General features: G+C 43.7%; 14 protein-coding genes and 1 pseudogene. 12 read left to right on the forward strand and 3 right to left on the reverse strand.

The window, feature by feature from the left end:
- Window positions 1–18: 18 nt before the first annotated feature.
- The 8 genes and pseudogenes from E2H97_RS00870 to E2H97_RS00905 all read left to right on the forward strand — a co-directional run bounded on the left by E2H97_RS00870 (window position 19) and on the right by E2H97_RS00905 (window position 7,532).
- Window positions 19–924, forward strand: coding sequence for a LysR family transcriptional regulator (locus E2H97_RS00870; RefSeq protein WP_133405370.1), 906 nt, complete (start codon window positions 19–21; stop codon window positions 922–924).
- A gap of 81 nt (window positions 925–1,005) precedes the next feature.
- Window positions 1,006–3,144, forward strand: a pseudogene (locus E2H97_RS00875) (YgiQ family radical SAM protein); the annotation flags it as partial.
- Between the two features lie 76 nt (window positions 3,145–3,220).
- Window positions 3,221–3,556 carry a hypothetical protein gene (locus tag E2H97_RS00880; protein WP_133405372.1) on the forward strand — a complete coding sequence of 112 codons (336 nt, stop codon included), beginning with the start codon at window positions 3,221–3,223 and terminating at the stop codon, window positions 3,554–3,556.
- The gene (thpR, locus tag E2H97_RS00885; protein WP_133405373.1) at window positions 3,556–4,095 is read left to right on the forward strand and encodes an RNA 2',3'-cyclic phosphodiesterase; all 540 of its coding nucleotides are present in this window, start codon (window positions 3,556–3,558) and stop codon (window positions 4,093–4,095) included. Before E2H97_RS00880 ends, thpR begins: the two co-directional genes overlap by 1 nt.
- 67 nt (window positions 4,096–4,162) lie before the next feature.
- Window positions 4,163–4,456, forward strand: a complete 294-nt coding sequence (locus tag E2H97_RS00890) for a hypothetical protein (protein WP_133405374.1) — start codon at window positions 4,163–4,165, stop codon at window positions 4,454–4,456.
- A 217-nt stretch (window positions 4,457–4,673) separates the two neighbouring features.
- A complete protein-coding gene (locus tag E2H97_RS00895; protein ID WP_133405375.1) occupies window positions 4,674–5,879 on the forward strand; it encodes a hypothetical protein in 1,206 nt (401 codons plus the stop codon).
- Window positions 5,863–6,768 (forward strand): metal ABC transporter solute-binding protein, Zn/Mn family, encoded by a 906-nt coding sequence (locus E2H97_RS00900; RefSeq protein WP_133405376.1) that lies wholly within the window; start codon window positions 5,863–5,865, stop codon window positions 6,766–6,768. The genes E2H97_RS00895 and E2H97_RS00900 overlap by 17 nt, the downstream gene beginning before the upstream one ends.
- Window positions 6,768–7,532 (forward strand): metal ABC transporter permease, encoded by a 765-nt coding sequence (locus tag E2H97_RS00905; RefSeq protein ID WP_133405377.1) that lies wholly within the window; start codon window positions 6,768–6,770, stop codon window positions 7,530–7,532. Before E2H97_RS00900 ends, E2H97_RS00905 begins: the two co-directional genes overlap by 1 nt.
- A gap of 41 nt (window positions 7,533–7,573) precedes the next feature.
- Here E2H97_RS00905 and E2H97_RS00910 read toward each other — a convergent pair whose 3' ends face one another.
- The gene (locus E2H97_RS00910) at window positions 7,574–8,011 is read right to left on the reverse strand and encodes a PH domain-containing protein (protein ID WP_133405378.1); all 438 of its coding nucleotides are present in this window, start codon (window positions 8,009–8,011) and stop codon (window positions 7,574–7,576) included.
- Window positions 8,012–8,232: 221 nt separating this feature from the next.
- Between E2H97_RS00910 and E2H97_RS00915 the strand changes: the two genes are divergently transcribed.
- From E2H97_RS00915 to rraB, 4 genes are all read left to right on the forward strand, one after another.
- Window positions 8,233–10,512 (forward strand): nitric-oxide reductase large subunit, encoded by a 2,280-nt coding sequence (locus tag E2H97_RS00915; RefSeq protein ID WP_133405379.1) that lies wholly within the window; start codon window positions 8,233–8,235, stop codon window positions 10,510–10,512.
- A 184-nt stretch (window positions 10,513–10,696) separates the two neighbouring features.
- Complete coding sequence (gene norR, locus E2H97_RS00920) at window positions 10,697–12,247, forward strand: nitric oxide reductase transcriptional regulator NorR (protein WP_133408535.1); 1,551 nt, start codon at window positions 10,697–10,699, stop codon at window positions 12,245–12,247.
- Between the two features lie 143 nt (window positions 12,248–12,390).
- A complete protein-coding gene (locus E2H97_RS00925) occupies window positions 12,391–13,122 on the forward strand; it encodes a 1-acylglycerol-3-phosphate O-acyltransferase (protein WP_133405380.1) in 732 nt (243 codons plus the stop codon).
- Between the two features lie 8 nt (window positions 13,123–13,130).
- The gene (rraB, locus tag E2H97_RS00930) at window positions 13,131–13,529 is read left to right on the forward strand and encodes a ribonuclease E inhibitor RraB (RefSeq protein ID WP_133405381.1); all 399 of its coding nucleotides are present in this window, start codon (window positions 13,131–13,133) and stop codon (window positions 13,527–13,529) included.
- A 42-nt stretch (window positions 13,530–13,571) separates the two neighbouring features.
- On the opposite strand, the gene E2H97_RS00935 is transcribed toward rraB, so the two are convergent.
- Window positions 13,572–14,558, reverse strand: coding sequence for a sensor domain-containing diguanylate cyclase (locus E2H97_RS00935; protein WP_133405382.1), 987 nt, complete (start codon window positions 14,556–14,558; stop codon window positions 13,572–13,574).
- Window positions 14,555–15,568 (reverse strand): response regulator, encoded by a 1,014-nt coding sequence (locus E2H97_RS00940; RefSeq protein WP_133405383.1) that lies wholly within the window; start codon window positions 15,566–15,568, stop codon window positions 14,555–14,557. Before E2H97_RS00940 ends, E2H97_RS00935 begins: the two co-directional genes overlap by 4 nt.
- Between the last annotated feature and the right edge of the window lie 310 nt (window positions 15,569–15,878).

Below are 15,878 nucleotides of genomic sequence, written 5' to 3' on the forward strand. Positions count from 1 at the left end.
AGTGGATCTAGAGAAGTTATGCTTGAACACATCAATATCCTCGACATCAAAGCGTTTATATTAATTGCCGAAGAAGGCAGCTTTACTCAAGCGGCGGAGCGTATGCAGGTCTCACGCTCTCATGTTTCAAGGCAACTCGCCTCACTCGAGGCACAAATGGGGGTGGCGTTAATCGAGCGTACCACAAGAAGGCAGCGACTAACGCATATCGGGCAGCAGTTTTATACCAGTTGCAAACAAGCCTTTGGCTCAATCGAGCAAGCGGTGCAGCAAGCTGTGGATGATACACATCACCTGAGAGGCAGCTTACATGTAAACAGTGTCGGCGGCTTGATAGGCGAAGAGCTGGTGGCAGAGTTAGTGACGCGATTTTTAAGTCAGCACAAAGATATTGATGTGGAGTTGGATTTCAGCAGTCATCGTATTGATTTGATCAAAGATCAATTTGATGTCGCATTTCGAATGGGTGAGCTGAACGACGCTGGGTTTGTCGGGCGTAAAATCAGTGACATTGCCGTTAATATCTTTGCCAGTCCCGAGTACCTGAAACAACATGGAAAACCATCGCATCCACAAGAGCTGCAACAACACACCTGTTTATCGGGCTCAGTTTCTCAGTGGCGATTTGAATCGGCAGATGATATTAAATCAGCGGCAGAAGTGAATGTGGAAGGGCGTCTTCGCTGTAAAAGTGGTCGTGCGCTGCTTCAAGCGGCAATTCAGCATCAGGGCATTGTTCGCCTGCCTACCTTGTATTGTCAGCAAGCACTGGAAAATAGCGAGCTAGTCCCCGTTTTTGATGATTGGCATATCGCATCCGTACCACTACATTTGATCTATCATAAAAGTCGCTATCAACCACAGCGCTTACGAACCTTTATTGAATTTGTGGTGAATGAGTTTAAGCAAAAACCGCTCAGCTGAATTGAACCTTAGAACACCCTTTAAAAAGCTGCTAAAATAAGCGGCTTTTTTGTTGGTGGCTTTTCTGTCGTTAGAGGTGTTATGCAAGTCGAATCCACATTATTTACTTATCCAAAATACTGGGCGGAATGCTACGGCACAGCGTCGTTTTTGCCTATGTCTAAGAAGGAAATGGATAAGTTAGGCTGGGATAGCTGTGACATCATTATCGTAACTGGCGATGCTTATGTTGATCATCCAAGTTTTGGTATGGCGGTGATTGGGCGAATGCTCGAAGCGCAAGGGTTTAGGGTGGGGATCATTTCTCAGCCAGATTGGTCAAACAAGAATGACTTTATGAAGCTGGGTAAGCCTAACCTGTTTTTTGGGGTAACGGCGGGTAACATGGACTCGATGATCAACCGCTACACCGCCGACAGAAAAATTCGTACCGATGATGCGTATACCCCAAACGATGAAGGCGGAAAACGTCCCGATCGCGCGGTAACTGTTTATACCCAACGCTGTAAAGAAGCCTTTAAAGGCGTCCCTGTAGTGATTGGCGGCATTGAAGCCAGTTTACGCCGTATTGCTCACTACGATTATTGGCAAGACAAAGTCCGTCGCAGCGTATTGATGGATTCAAAAGCCGATATTCTCATTTACGGTAACGCAGAAAGGCCACTGGCCGAAGTCGCGCATCGTTTTGCTAAGGGTGAGACTATTGCGGACATGCAAAACATTCGTGGTACGGCGGTGATGCGTAATCAGCCCTTACCTGAATGGAAAGGCATGGATTCACGCAAAATCGACCAGCTGCATAAAATTGACCCCATTCCCAACCCTTATGGTGCTGATGATGTCGGTTGCCAGAACTTGTCGGGTCCGTCGAATGCCAAGGTATTTGATCCGTCGAAACCTAAAGCCATTAGCGTGCAACCACCACGCCCTAAGCCGTGGGAAAAAACCTATGTGTTGCTGCCCACCTTTGAGCAAGTATCAAAAGATAACTATTCCTATGCTCATGCGTCGCGGATTTTGCACCAAGAGCAAAACCCGGGTTGTGCCCGAGCCTTGTATCAAGTGCATGGTGAGCGTGGTGTTTGGGTAAATCCGCCAGCGTGGCCACTCAATACCGATGAAATGGATGCGGTGTTTGATCTGCCGTATCAGCGGGTACCTCACCCTGTCTATGGCAAAGCAAAAATCCCCGCTTATGACATGATCAAAACCTCGATTAACATTATGCGAGGCTGTTTTGGTGGCTGTTCATTCTGCTCCATTACCGAGCACGAAGGGCGCATTATTCAAAGTCGCTCTCAAGACTCGATCATTCGTGAAATTAAAGACATTCAAGAAAAAGTCCCCGGATTTACGGGTGTGATTTCTGATTTGGGTGGTCCAACCGCGAATATGTATCGATTAGGCTGTTCTAGCGAAAAAGCTGAAACCACCTGTCGCCGTTTATCTTGCGTATATCCATCCATTTGTGGGCATTTGGATACCGATCATAAACACACGATTGATTTGTATCGTGCCGCCCGTGATGTTCCGGGCATTAAAAAGGTGTTGATTGCATCGGGTGTACGTTATGACTTAGCCACAGAAGATCCGCGTTACGTCAAAGAGTTAGTTCAGCATCATGTGGGTGGTTATTTGAAAATTGCTCCTGAACATACTGAAGAAGGCCCACTGTCGAAAATGATGAAGCCGGGCATGGGTACTTACGACAAATTCAAAGAGCTGTTTTATAAATATTCGCAAGAAGCGGGCAAAAAGCAGTATTTGATCCCGTATTTTATCTCCGCGCACCCGGGCACTCGTGATGAAGATATGGTGAACTTAGCCCTGTGGCTGAAATCGCAAAAATTCAAGCTCGATCAGGTGCAAAACTTTTATCCATCGCCGATGGCGAATGCCACTACGATTTATCATACTGAGCTAAACTCACTACGCAATGTGAAGCAAGACAGTGAGCACGTGATGGTGCCGAAAAAAGGCCGTCAACGTCGTTTACATAAAGCTTTGCTCCGTTACCATGATCCAGCCGGTTGGCCGCTCATTCGTGAAGCCTTATTGAATATGGGCAGAGAGGATTTGATTGGTAATGGTGTTCATCATCTTGTTCCGCCTGAGTCGAAGCAGGGGCGAAGAAGACCGTCAATTAACGCTAAAGATGGGCAAAGAGCGTTAACACGATTTAGTAAAGATCAATTTAATCCTAAATCGAGTAAAGGAAAGAAGACGAAACAAACGGGCTCAAAGCCGTTTAAAAGTCATAACAAATCCAAACAAGTAGTAGCAGCAGGGCGGTAATATGGGATTAGTGTGTTCACATTGCCATAAGAATATGTCGGTGGCCAAAATTGAGGAAAAGCGGGGTGATGGTTTAGCGTCTCAAATTCGCTGTTATCACTGCCAAGCTTGGCTAGGAAAGAATGTTCGTATTGCTCAAGTAAAAATGCTGAGCTTTTACTTGCTGGTTGGTTTGCTCATTTTAGGTTATGTCGTTGAACAGTTCGAAGTGTTGAGCTATATGCTGGCGGCCATAATGGGGATGGCTCTGATCATCAGCCATTTTATGGATCAAGTGCATACCATTGAAGCACCAGAACAAGAAGACGTGTCTGACCAACTGAAGAAATATCGCTGATGATGGAAACTGCCAAGCGACGTCGAATTTTTATTGGGATCATGTGTCCTGACGATATCTGGCAGCCTTGGCAGCAGCGACTCACTTCGTTAGGCTATGCTTCATTACTTGAACAGCCTCATATTACCTTGGCATTTTTAGGTGGGCTCACCAATGAAGAGCTCACTCAAGTGGTTAACGCTCTAAAACATATTCAGTCCAACACATTTATTCAGAGCGTGACTGGTGGTGGATACTTTTCATTAAAGCGACAAACCATTTTATGGGCGAAAGCGACGCCTAACCGTTATTTGTCAGATCTCCGAGAACAGGTATTAACGGCATTAACACCGCTCAATTTACAATTTGAAACGAAATTTGTGCCTCACATTTCTCTGATCAGAGCTAAAAAATTACATCTCAAAGAATGCGAGGTATTTGTCAGGCAAGTCAATGATTTAACGTTTGATTTTTCTGTGGAGACCTTTGGGATTTACGAATCATTGCCAAGTTCTAGACACCTGAGATATCAAGTTGTCGAAAAATTTTCATTAAAATAACATTGAAATTGTTACACTGTATCATCTACACTCGGCAGCTAATCTTAGTTAACTCAAGTACTGAACAGTGAATCACCAGCATCGACTTCAACATAAGTGGATAATATGGCTTAGTGCCGTATTGCTGCTGTTGTCTGCGATTGGCTCTGCACATGTTCACGCCCAAAATTATCCTGATAATGATGGTCTTACAGGGCACTGTACTCTTTGTTTTCATCATCATCAGCTGCAACATACCATCAGCAGCTCAGTTCCTGTTGTTGCTGTATCACAGCAAACTTATATTGAAGTTGAGCAAGTCGTTACAGCTCACTCAGCTGAGTTTGAGTTTTTTTTCAGTGCTAGAGCCCCCCCGTTTTAACTCCTTTTTCTAACCAGTCATTTGTGTTTGTTATGGGCGACGATTTCCCGAACGCTAGACGAAGTGCTGTTTCTTCTTTGTCTCTCTGTGCATGATGTTGTCAACCCCACGCTATGTATTACGAGCCGTATTTCGTTGCGTTGTCGTCCATTGTTTTAAGTTTAAAGTTATAAAAAAAATCAGCCACTTATAAAGTAAGCTGAACATGGAGTTATGTATGAAATTCTCAAAATCAGTTTTATTAGCATCAATGTTAGCAACCCCAATGTTTGCTGCGGCGAAAGCACCTGCAAGTTCAGCGACTAATCAGCTAAACATCAGTGCAGTATTGAATGGTTATTATCAAAGTGAACAAAAAGCATTGTCGAATCGTGAGAAAGGTTTTGGTTTAGGTGAAACGGAACTGGCATTAAGCGGTAATATTGATGATGCATTTTACGGTAAGATGACCACTGTTTTAGTCTCTGACGGCAGTGAAACTGAAGTTGAACTGGAAGAAGCGTTTATCCAGACAATGTCTCTTCCTGCTGGTTTTTCTATTCGTGGTGGTCGTTTCTTATCTGATATCGGTTACCTTAACAGCTTACACATGCACACCGATGCATTTACTGACCGCCCTGCGGTTTACCGTGCATTCTTAGGTGGACATTATTTCGATGATGGTTTGCGTCTAGATTATGTAGCACCAACTGATCTGTATTGGTCTATGGGTGTTGAAGCGTTAAAGGGCGCAAACATGCGTGCTAAAAACGATGAGCATAAAACCAAAGAGGTAGGAATTTACACGGCTTACACTAAGTTTGGTGGTGATATTAATGACAGTAGCTCATGGATGATGGGTTTAAGCTATTTAAATAACCAAAATGGTATTGCTGAGCTGCATCATGAAGAAGACGATGATCACGGTGACGAGCATAAAGGTGAAGATAAGCACTCTGGTCATGACCACGGTGCAAAATACACAGGTAAGAATCTTTACGGAGTTGATGCGGTTTACAAATGGGCACCAAATGGTAACTTTAAATATCAACACTTCACGCTTAGTGGTGAATATTTCCGAATGACGGACTTATTTTCGGCCGATGAACATCAACACGATTTGGATGATAAGTCACATCAAGGTTGGTATGTAAGTGGTGTATATCAATGGTCACCTAAGTGGTCTACGGGGCTGCGTTACGGTCGTGTTGATGTACAAGTCGCTCATGAGCATGAAGAAGACGGCAAACATGAAGTTGAGTTAGAGCGTCAATCACTAAAAGAAACTGAGTTCCAAATTTCTTATCATCACAGCCATTTCTCAACGATCCGTCTGCAATACACTAACCAGCAAGGTCAAGAAAGTTTAAAGCCGACAGATGAACACAGCGTGACTTTACAGTTCATTATGACATTAGGAGCTCACAGTGCGCATCAGTTCTAAATTATTGGGTTTGACACTGCTGCTGGTTGGCAGTGTTCAACCCGTATTTGCTCAGCTAAATGTCTTTGCCTGTGAACCTGAGTATCAGTCGTTAATTAACGAATTAGCACCTGAGGCTAAAGTCTATTCAGCGACGACAGCTTTGCAAGATCCACACATGATCCAAGCGCGTCCAAGTTTGATTGCTAAGCTAAGACGTGCCGATTTGTTAGTGTGTGCAGGCGCTGAGCTGGAAGTAGGCTGGTTACCAATGTTACAAATGAAAGCGGCGAATTCCGCCGTTCGCAACGCCAACACTGGGCTATTTTTTGCTGCTGATCATATCGAGACGTTAGATAAGTTGGAGCGTGTTGATAGAAGCATGGGCGATGTTCATGCTCAGGGTAATCCGCATATTCAATTCGATCCGTATCGATTATTAAAAGTTGCAGATGCGTTGCATCAACGTTTGATCAAGCTTGATCCTGAACAAAAAGCTGAGTATCAACGTAATTTTGAGGCGTTTAAACAACGTTGGACTCAGGCAATTAAAAGCTGGGAACAAAAAGCGGTATCGCTGAAAGGCAAGCAAGTGATTGCGTACCATACCAGTTTTCGTTATTTGTTTAATTGGCTGGGGATCAAGCAAGTGGGTGACTTAGAGCCTAAGCCAGGCTTGCCACCGAGTTCTTCTCACTTAGCTGGGCTATTGGCGTTGGCAAAGCAGCAACCGATAGATCTAATTGTTCAGGCGTCTTATCAAGATACCAAAGGCAGTAAATGGTTAGCGTCACATACCAAATTGCCCATGGTCGTGTTACCAGCAACGGTGACGAGAGAAGCAGACAGTGACAGCTTATTTAAGCTGTATGATGATGTAATTACTAAGTTGTTAAAGGCGATGAACTAATGAGCAATGAGTTGCTGATCATTTTATTACCAGCTTTTGTTGCTGGATTATTGGTGTTATCCACCCATGTTTTACTTGGTCGGCAAGTTCTCAAACGCGGGATCATCTTTATTGATCTCGCGATTGCTCAAGTTGCAGCGCTCGGGGCAATCTTAGCTAAAACAGTACATGAATTTGAACATTGGCCTATGGCTTCGTTCATTCTCCCTTTAATATTTGCGCTATTGGGGGCAGGTATTATTGCGTGGATGGAGCGCCGCTTTAAAGATGAGTTGGAAGCCATCATCGGTTGTATGTATGTTTTATCAGCGGTGTTTGCGTTCGTAATACTGGCCAACAATCCCCATGGTGCAGAGTTACTCAAGCAAGTGATGGACGGGCAAATATTGTGGGTCGATTGGTCACAATTAATTTTACCTTCCATTGTGTATGGCTTGATCATATTAGCGATTTGGCTAAAACCGCAGTGGTTAACGGGAAGTGCTTTCTATCTTCTGTTTGCCATTACCATTACTTTGTCGGTTGAATTGGTGGGGGTATATTTGATCTTCAGCAGTTTGATTTTACCTGCGTTGGCGGTGAACAAGTTTAACGGTAAACACACACTGATTTTTGCTTATGTTGTCGGCTTAGTCGGTTTTGTGAGTGGTTTGATTGCATCGGCAACGCTTGATTTACCAAGCGGCGCGACAATCGTCATTTGTTTAGCCTTGAGTGCGATCGCCGCTCGTCTGTACTTTGGACGCTCAAAAGCTCGTGCTTGATCTCTATAACCACCTTGTTTATGGCAAGGTGGTTAACGATACTATTCATACTCGTTTATAAGCGCTTCTAACGTCTTTCTAAACTTACCTTTCTCTTTGGGTGAAACCAAGATACTTTGGTTGTTGCTATAACTTATTTTCAACCGCTCCATTGATAAGGCGGGACTTGCGATTAGGTTACGTGATTCATCAATAGCATGAATTTCGGCAAAAGGAATAAACCAACGGAACGGCCCACTTTGGATATACAGATGACTGTGTTGTTCGTCAATTTTGTAATAGGTACGAGCAAATAACCACAGTGGTAAATATGCGGCGATTACAAAAATAATGATCCCCATTCCTAAATTGAAGATTGAAAAATGATCAATGATCATTTTGAGCGCTGTAAATGTTCCGATAACGACACTGAACAAAAGCACAATCATCAGCCATACATCAACTTTTGAACGGAAAATTAACTGCTTTTGGTGGCTCATTTTATTCTCCCTAATAACAAATGACTCAACATTGTCAAAGTGACACTGGTGTCATGGTGACATAGTTTTTGTGATTGTTTATTTAACAATAAATGTAGGTTGGTTTTTGTTGTTACCCTTTTAAAACAATAAGTTAACAGTTTGGCATAAAAGCCGCAATAGCCTAAGCAGAAACAAGAGTTGGGTAATCGCTTTTGGGAAGCTGAACGCAAGGGGCTGATATGAACAAACAGAAACTTACCGCCATCGCACTACTCATGGTACTGGTGGCATCATTTACCGTACTACTCAGTTTGGGTAGTGATATTTATCGTGAAAAACCACCAATACCTGAGGCATACACTGATAGCCAAGGGCAAGTGGTATACAGTAAAAACGATGTTGAACAAGGTCAGTTAGTCTGGCGTTCAATGGGTGGGCATCAATTGGGTTCTATTTGGGGGCACGGGTCGTATGTCGCACCAGATTGGACGGCCGATTGGTTACACCGTGAAGCACAAGCTTGGCTAAACATCACTGCAAATCAAGAATACAGTAAAGATTTTTCGTTACTGAGCAGCTCTCAACAAGCGGGTCTTGAGCAGTTACTGCGTGAAGACATTCGCAAAAATACCATTGAAGAAGATGGAAACGGACGCGAGTTTGTTCGTTTATCTGATACTCGTATTAAAGCGATTCAGCAAGTTCAAAAACATTATGTATCACTGTTTGGTGATGATCCTGCGTTGCAACCTTTGCGTGAACAATACGCAATGAAAGAAGGTACGGTAAATACCGCTGAAAATCGTCAAAAGCTTTCAGCTTTCATTTTCTGGGGTGCATGGGCGGCAATTACTGAGCGCCCGGGACTGGATCACACTTATACCAACAACTGGCCGTTTGATCCTCAGCTTGGGAATACGCCAACTTCTGATAATATCGTTTGGTCAATTCTAAGTATTGTGATGCTGATTGCGGGTATCGGTGCACTAGTGTGGCATCACGCCAGCGCTAAGCACGATCCACTGCCAGAGCCAGCGAAAGAAGATCCATTATTCTTCACTAACCCAACGCCATCACAAAAAGCGGTGTATAAGTACTTCGTCACTGCGATTGGTCTGTTCTTACTGCAAATTTTCTTAGGCGGCATTACCGCGCACTATGCAGTAGAAGGTCAAGACTTCTACGGTATCCCGCTGGCTGAAATTCTGCCTTACTCAGTTGTACGTACTTGGCATACTCAGTTGGCGGTATTCTGGATTGCAACCGCTTGGTTAGGTACTGGCTTATACATTGCGCCAGCATTATCTAAGTATGAGCCTAAGTTCCAAAGAATTGGGGTTAACGTACTGTGGGTTGCTCTGGTTGTTGTGGTACTTGGCTCGATGACAGGTGAGTGGTTAGGTGTTCAGCAGTACTTTGATTTGGACATGAACTTCTTGTTCGGTCACCAAGGCTATGAATACATTGATTTAGGTCGTGTATGGCAAGTATTACTGCTAGGTGGTCTATTGATTTGGCTAGCATTAGTCACCGCAGCTATTAAACCTGCACTGGGTGATAAAGGTGAAATGCGCCCTGTAATTTGGATTTTATACGCATCATGTGTGGCCATCGGTCTGTTCTATGGTGCCGGTCTAATGATGGGTAAACACACTAACCTTGCGATTGCTGAATACTGGCGTTGGTGGGTAGTTCATCTATGGGTAGAAGGCTTCTTTGAAACCTTTGCAACTTCTGTAATCGCGCTAATGATGGTTCGCCTTGGTCTTATCAGAGCGAGAAGTGCCAACGGTGCGGTATTGTTCGCGACGGTGATTTTCTTAACTGGTGGTTTGATTGGTACTTTGCATCACCTTTACTTCACTGGTGCACCAACGGCGGTTATCGCTTGGGGCGCAATCTTCTCAGCACTAGAAGTGGTACCGTTGGCGCTGATTGGTTACGAAGCGGTAGAAACTTATCGTATGCGTCGTGCAAGTCCATGGATGCAACGCTATCACTGGGCAATCATGTTCTTCGTAGCAACGGCATTCTGGAACTTAGTGGGTGCAGGTATCTTAGGCTTCCTCATTAACCCACCAATTTCACTGTACTTTGTACAAGGTCTGAATACTACGGCAACCCACGGTCACGCGGCATTCATGGGCGTATATGGCATGCTGGGGATTGGTCTGATGTTGTTCTGCCTACGTGGATTAACGGGTCGTTTAGAGTGGAATGATGGCTTATTGAAAGGTGCATTCTGGAGCTTAAACATTGGTCTAGCAGCGATGGTATTCATCTCACTATTGCCAATGGGTCTAGTACAGTTCTTCGCAGCGATTGAACACGGTTATTGGTTCGCTCGTTCACCTGAGGTGATCCACAGTACCTTGGTTGAGAACTTAGTTTGGTCTCGTATGATTGGCGATATTATCTTCGCGCTAGGTGGCTTATTCATCGCCATGTTCTTATTCGACCTTATCAAAAAGGCGATTGCTCAACCTAAAGCTACTGCGGTTGACGGTAAAATGGCATAACCCCTCCAAACTGAGATGGTGACATTTCAATACGGAAGGTAAAAGGAGCCCTTGCGGCTCCTTTTTTAATATGGATCAAGTTCTGGCGGACAACAGAGTGTTAAAGTGACGCTGTAATAGTGACAATAGCATGTAACGGAGAATACCTATGGCCGCCCAGTCTCAATACACTCAGGAGGCAGTAATGGCGTTAAGTCAATCTGATTTAACACGTCTTGCGTTAGATATTACCTCTGGCTTGGCGAGCCGTGATCGATTCTCAAGTTTGCTTAATACGCTAAGACGAAATTTACATTGTGATGCGGCGGCATTATTGTCTTATCACGGTACTTATTTCACTCCCTTAGCTATCAATGGCTTACACGATGATGTGTTAGGGCGTCGCTTTATTTTAAATGAACATCCACGTTTAGAAGCCATTGCCCGTGCTGGGGATATTGTCCGCTTTCCTGCTGACAGTGAACTAGACGATCCTTATGATGGCTTGATCCCTAATCAACAAGATGAGCTCAAAGTCCATGCTTGTATTGGGCTACCATTATTTGCCGAAGAACGGCTGATTGGTGCGGTGACCATTGATGGCTTTGATCCTATGCAGTTTGATCAATTCAGTGATTTTGAACTCAGAAGCATCAGTGCCATTGCGGCGGTATCACTCAATAATGCTTTGATGATGGAAAAGCTTGAGCAAAGAGCGGTTAGGGAGCAAGCCCATCATAGTGATACTGAACATCAGCCTCGTCATTCGGATATCGATCTCATCGGTCAATCGCCGTTAATGATTGCGTTAAAGCAAGAAATTTCGGTAGTGGCGAAAAGCGATCTTAATGTGCTGATCAGTGGCGATACAGGTACAGGCAAAGAGCTGGTTGCCCGCAGTATTCATGCGCAATCCTCTCGCTCTACCAAGCCGCTGGTGTATTTGAATTGTGCTGCCTTGCCCGAATCCGTGGCTGAAAGTGAGTTGTTTGGTCATGTAAAGGGAGCGTTTACGGGCGCTATCGGTCATCGTCGTGGTAAGTTTGAAATGGCCGATAACGGCACCTTATTTTTAGATGAAATCGGTGAATTACCGCTCGCACTGCAAGCCAAGCTATTACGCGTATTACAGTACGGTGACATTCAAAAAATTGGGGATGATCACAGTCAACATGTCGATGTTCGCATCATTGCCGCGACCAATAAAGATCTTAAAACAGAAGTGATGGAAGGGCGATTCCGAGCCGATTTATATCATCGCTTAAGTGTGTTTCCTATTTTGGTTCCTGCTTTGCGAGAACGAGAAGGGGATATTACCGTTCTCAGTGGCTTCTTTGTGGAACGTTATCGTCAAAAATTGGGATTAAAACATCTCAAACTCAGTCCAAGCAGTTTGCTGTTACTTAATGGTTATCATTGGCCGGGTAATGTACGTGAGCTCGATCATGCCTTACACCGCGCAGCGATTTTGGCTAATGCGCATACCGAAGATGAAATCTGTACCATTAAGCCGCAATATTTTGAGCTGGTGGGGGATATGACTGCAACAACAGAACAGCCATCGTTAAACTCAAACCTTTCATCTGAGTTTCCAGCCCAAGATGTCAGTTTAAAAATGGCGGTTGATGAGTTTCAGTCGGATTATATTCGTCGTGTTCTTGCCAAGAACAAAGGTAATTGGGCGGCAACGGCTCGTGGTTTAAAGCTAGATCCAGGTAATTTGCACCGTTTGGCTAAGCGCTTAGGGTTAAAGTAACTTGGGCGCGCCCCTACACCGCTAGAAGTTAATTTCGAGAGTGATTTTTGAACAAACTTTGTGTCAAAACTCACACAGTCTGTCTTATTTTAGTGGACAAACTCAAGTATACTAGCCCGCGAATTGGTTATCGGAGTGTGTTCGTGCTGTTGATATTTCGTAGTTTGATTTTAGCTGTGCTGCTGGTGTTAGTAACCATTGGTGGCGGTCTGTATTGTTTATTACGTCCACGCCATCGTAATAATGTCCATTTTATGGCCAGTATTTTTTCTAAGGTTGCCCCCATTTTAGGGATCAAATTGATCATTCGTGATAAAAAGCACGATGATACTGAGTCTCAAATTTTTGTTGGTAATCATCAAAATAACTTTGACTTATTCACTCACACCGCAGTGGTTCCTAAAGGCACTGTAAGTCTTGGTAAAAAGAGCTTGGCTTGGATTCCCTTTTTCGGTCAGATTTACTGGTTATCTGGCAATATTCTGATTAACCGCAGTAACCGTCATAGTGCCGTCAGCACCATGAGTAAGGTAGCGGAAAAAATTAAACAAACTGGACTTTCTGTCTGGATATTTCCTGAAGGTACACGTTCTCGTGGTCGTGGTTTATTACCCTTAAAATCCGGTGCTTTTCATACTGCGATCCAGTCGGGTGCGCCCATTGTACCTGTGGTGGCCAGTTCCCAAGATCATATTAATTTAAATCATTGGAATAACGGTGTGGTGATCATCGAAATGTTAGAGCCGATTGTCACAGAAACATTAGAAAAAAGTGATGCCAGATCCTTGGCTGATGATGTGTACCAACGCATGAAAAACAAGTTAGAAGAGTTAAATCAAGAAGCGCAATTATTGATGCGTCCAAAAGCTTTATAGGAGTGGCCATGTCTAGCCCATCATTACTGCAAGAACAATACGCTGAGAATAGAGAAATCGTGGATGCCATTTTGGCAGATGGTTCACACCCAACCGCTGAATATATTATTGAGCATCATTTTTCTAGCAGTAACTTTTCAAATCTTGAAAAGGCGGCTGTTGATGCCTTTAAACTAGGATTTGAAGTCACGGATGCAGAAGAAGTTGAGTTAGAAGATGGCAGCATTATTTTTTGCTTTGATGCCATTGCTCATCACCAATTAGAGGTTGAACTATTGGATCAGGCTTGTGAGCAGTTGATCCAATTAGCGACAAAACAGAAAATCGATTATGACGGCTGGGGCACCTATTTTGTCGATGAAAACGGTGAGCCAGTTTATGAAAATGATGAGGAAGTGTTGCACTAATCGTTAGTGTCACTTCCTACAGGAAACCTCAACCATGGATGGTCAATGCAGATTCTTTTCACTATCAGTATCGCGATAAATCACACTGCGGTTACGCCCACTTAATTTTGCACGATACAAGGCTTTATCCGCTAATGAAATCCAATGGCTGTTATCGCGCACGTTGTCATTAATGGCACAGATCCCAAGGCTAATGGATACTGTAAAGGCTTGGTTATCATTGCTCGAAAACGTAAGGGCTTCTACCTTCTTCCTTAGTCTTTCTGTAAAGCTCAATGCATCTTCTGCTGTGGTATTGGCGAGTACGACGCCAAATTCCTCTCCACCATAACGTCCTGCAAAATCGGTTTCTCTGAGTGATTGTGATAACGCATGTGCTACCCGCTGAATAACGGTATCTCCCGTTTGATGACCGTAATTGTCGTTAACGGATTTAAAGTGATCAATATCCAGCATTACGAGACTTGCAGGACTTTGATAGCGGGTAAAGCGTTCAAACTCGCGTTCTAGACATTGCTGCCAATGACGGCGATTATGAAGTTGGGTCAATTCATCGGTTTGACTTAAACGCTCAAGCACTTGGTTGGCTTGATTAAGCTGTAGCTTTTTCATGGCGCTGTCAGTGACATCATAAATAATGATACTGATGCTGGTGACTTTTCCACAAGGCGATAACAAAGGCTGCAACGTGACATTTTGGTACATGTGCTCGGCACGTCCAGTGATAGGACGGTAGTTTTTAAACTTGAACACATAAGGGCGTTGCTCCCAGCTGATAAAAGAGCGATTTTTAAGAAGAAATACTGACTCAATTTTTTGCTTAAGCCACTTGGCATCTAACTCTGGAAACGCCTGAAATAAATTTTTATCGATAAGTGTGGTTGGAGAAGCGCCACTGTGGTTTTCCATAAACCCATTCCACAGTTTGATTTGATGATCACTGTTGATAACAACAATACCAACATCCAGCGATTGTACGAGATCGAGTAGCCAGTGAAATTCGTTGAGTATATTTGGATTTTTGGTCATAACGACTCACCTTCTGTGTGGGTAAGATAGCCCAGTTTGCTACTCAATGCGGGTAAAGAGTCCTCTGTAAATAACAATAGTAAATCACATTGAATGTTATGATCTTTAATTTGATAATTGATTTCCATGGCGAGTGTACGTTGCCATTTTTCGGCGTTATCGTGGATCAATTCATTGGCCGTGCAATGACGGCCTAAAATAACCGGATGATTTTGGCTAAATGAAATATTCAACTGATCGGAAATGCCATTTAAAAAGGCACCAATGAGGACATTACCTGTATCAACCATGACTTCAATTTCAGCTTGCGATGAATCAGGATGACTAATGTTCATCAGTTTTGCCATATCGTCAAAACTGGAGTCATGGAACAGCAGTAGCGCTTCACCAGCGATACCCGGACCAATAAAGCCTTGGCAGAGTGCTGAAATCTGGCGGCTGTTTTCCGTGGCCTTTAAGGCCATGGTGAGTTCGCTCACTTCAAGCACATTGACCGCAGGAATGGGAAGCGGTACGTAAACATCAAGCAGTTTAGCCAGTAAGTCGGCCGCACGTCCCATGGCAACATTGGCCACTTCTTGGCATGCGTCTCTTAGGTTGACTTTGATTTCAGGCGCATCAAAAGCAGAAGCCACGTCACAGCGATGATAAATCCCATACTCTTGCAGAATGTGCTGCAGTGCATCTGTACTGACGGGCTTTTGTACGAAATCAACAGCGCCAAGTGCTTTTACTTTTTGGTAGGCTTGGTGCTGAATATCACCAGACACGACAACGATCAGAGCAGGAAGATCTAACTCTTGAACGGTTTTTAGTACTTGATAACCATCCATGACTGGCATAGTGAGGTCTAAAAATACGACTTCACCTTTGCCTGCCTTGATGGCTTCTAAACCTTCTACACCATTGGTTGCAAAGGTGAGAGATATGTCCCAATCTGCTGGTAACACCCTCGCCATTTGTTTCCTTGCCATGGCGGAGTCATCACAGATTAATACCTGAGTGGTCATTACGTCCTTTCATCCTTAAATACTCATCACTCTTTGGTGATGTTCGTTATCGCTTTATTGCGTTTGTCGTTTTTATATATTTGCCAATCAATAACGTCAACTTACTGACTGTTCAATGTTTTTTGACGGAAACAATACTACCACAATTATTGCGGATTTGAATTCGATATTGAAGAAATTTTACGCTAAATGGCTGAAGTAAAAAGAGTAAAAATTCTATTTTATCATCAAGTGAAAATGCCAATGAGAATAGCTATCGATTCAAATTTTAGACAATAAAGCCGAGATGAATATATCTCGGCTTTCAATA

It is taken from the genome of Parashewanella tropica, from assembly GCF_004358445.1.
GTDB lineage: Bacteria > Pseudomonadota > Gammaproteobacteria > Enterobacterales > Shewanellaceae > Parashewanella > Parashewanella tropica.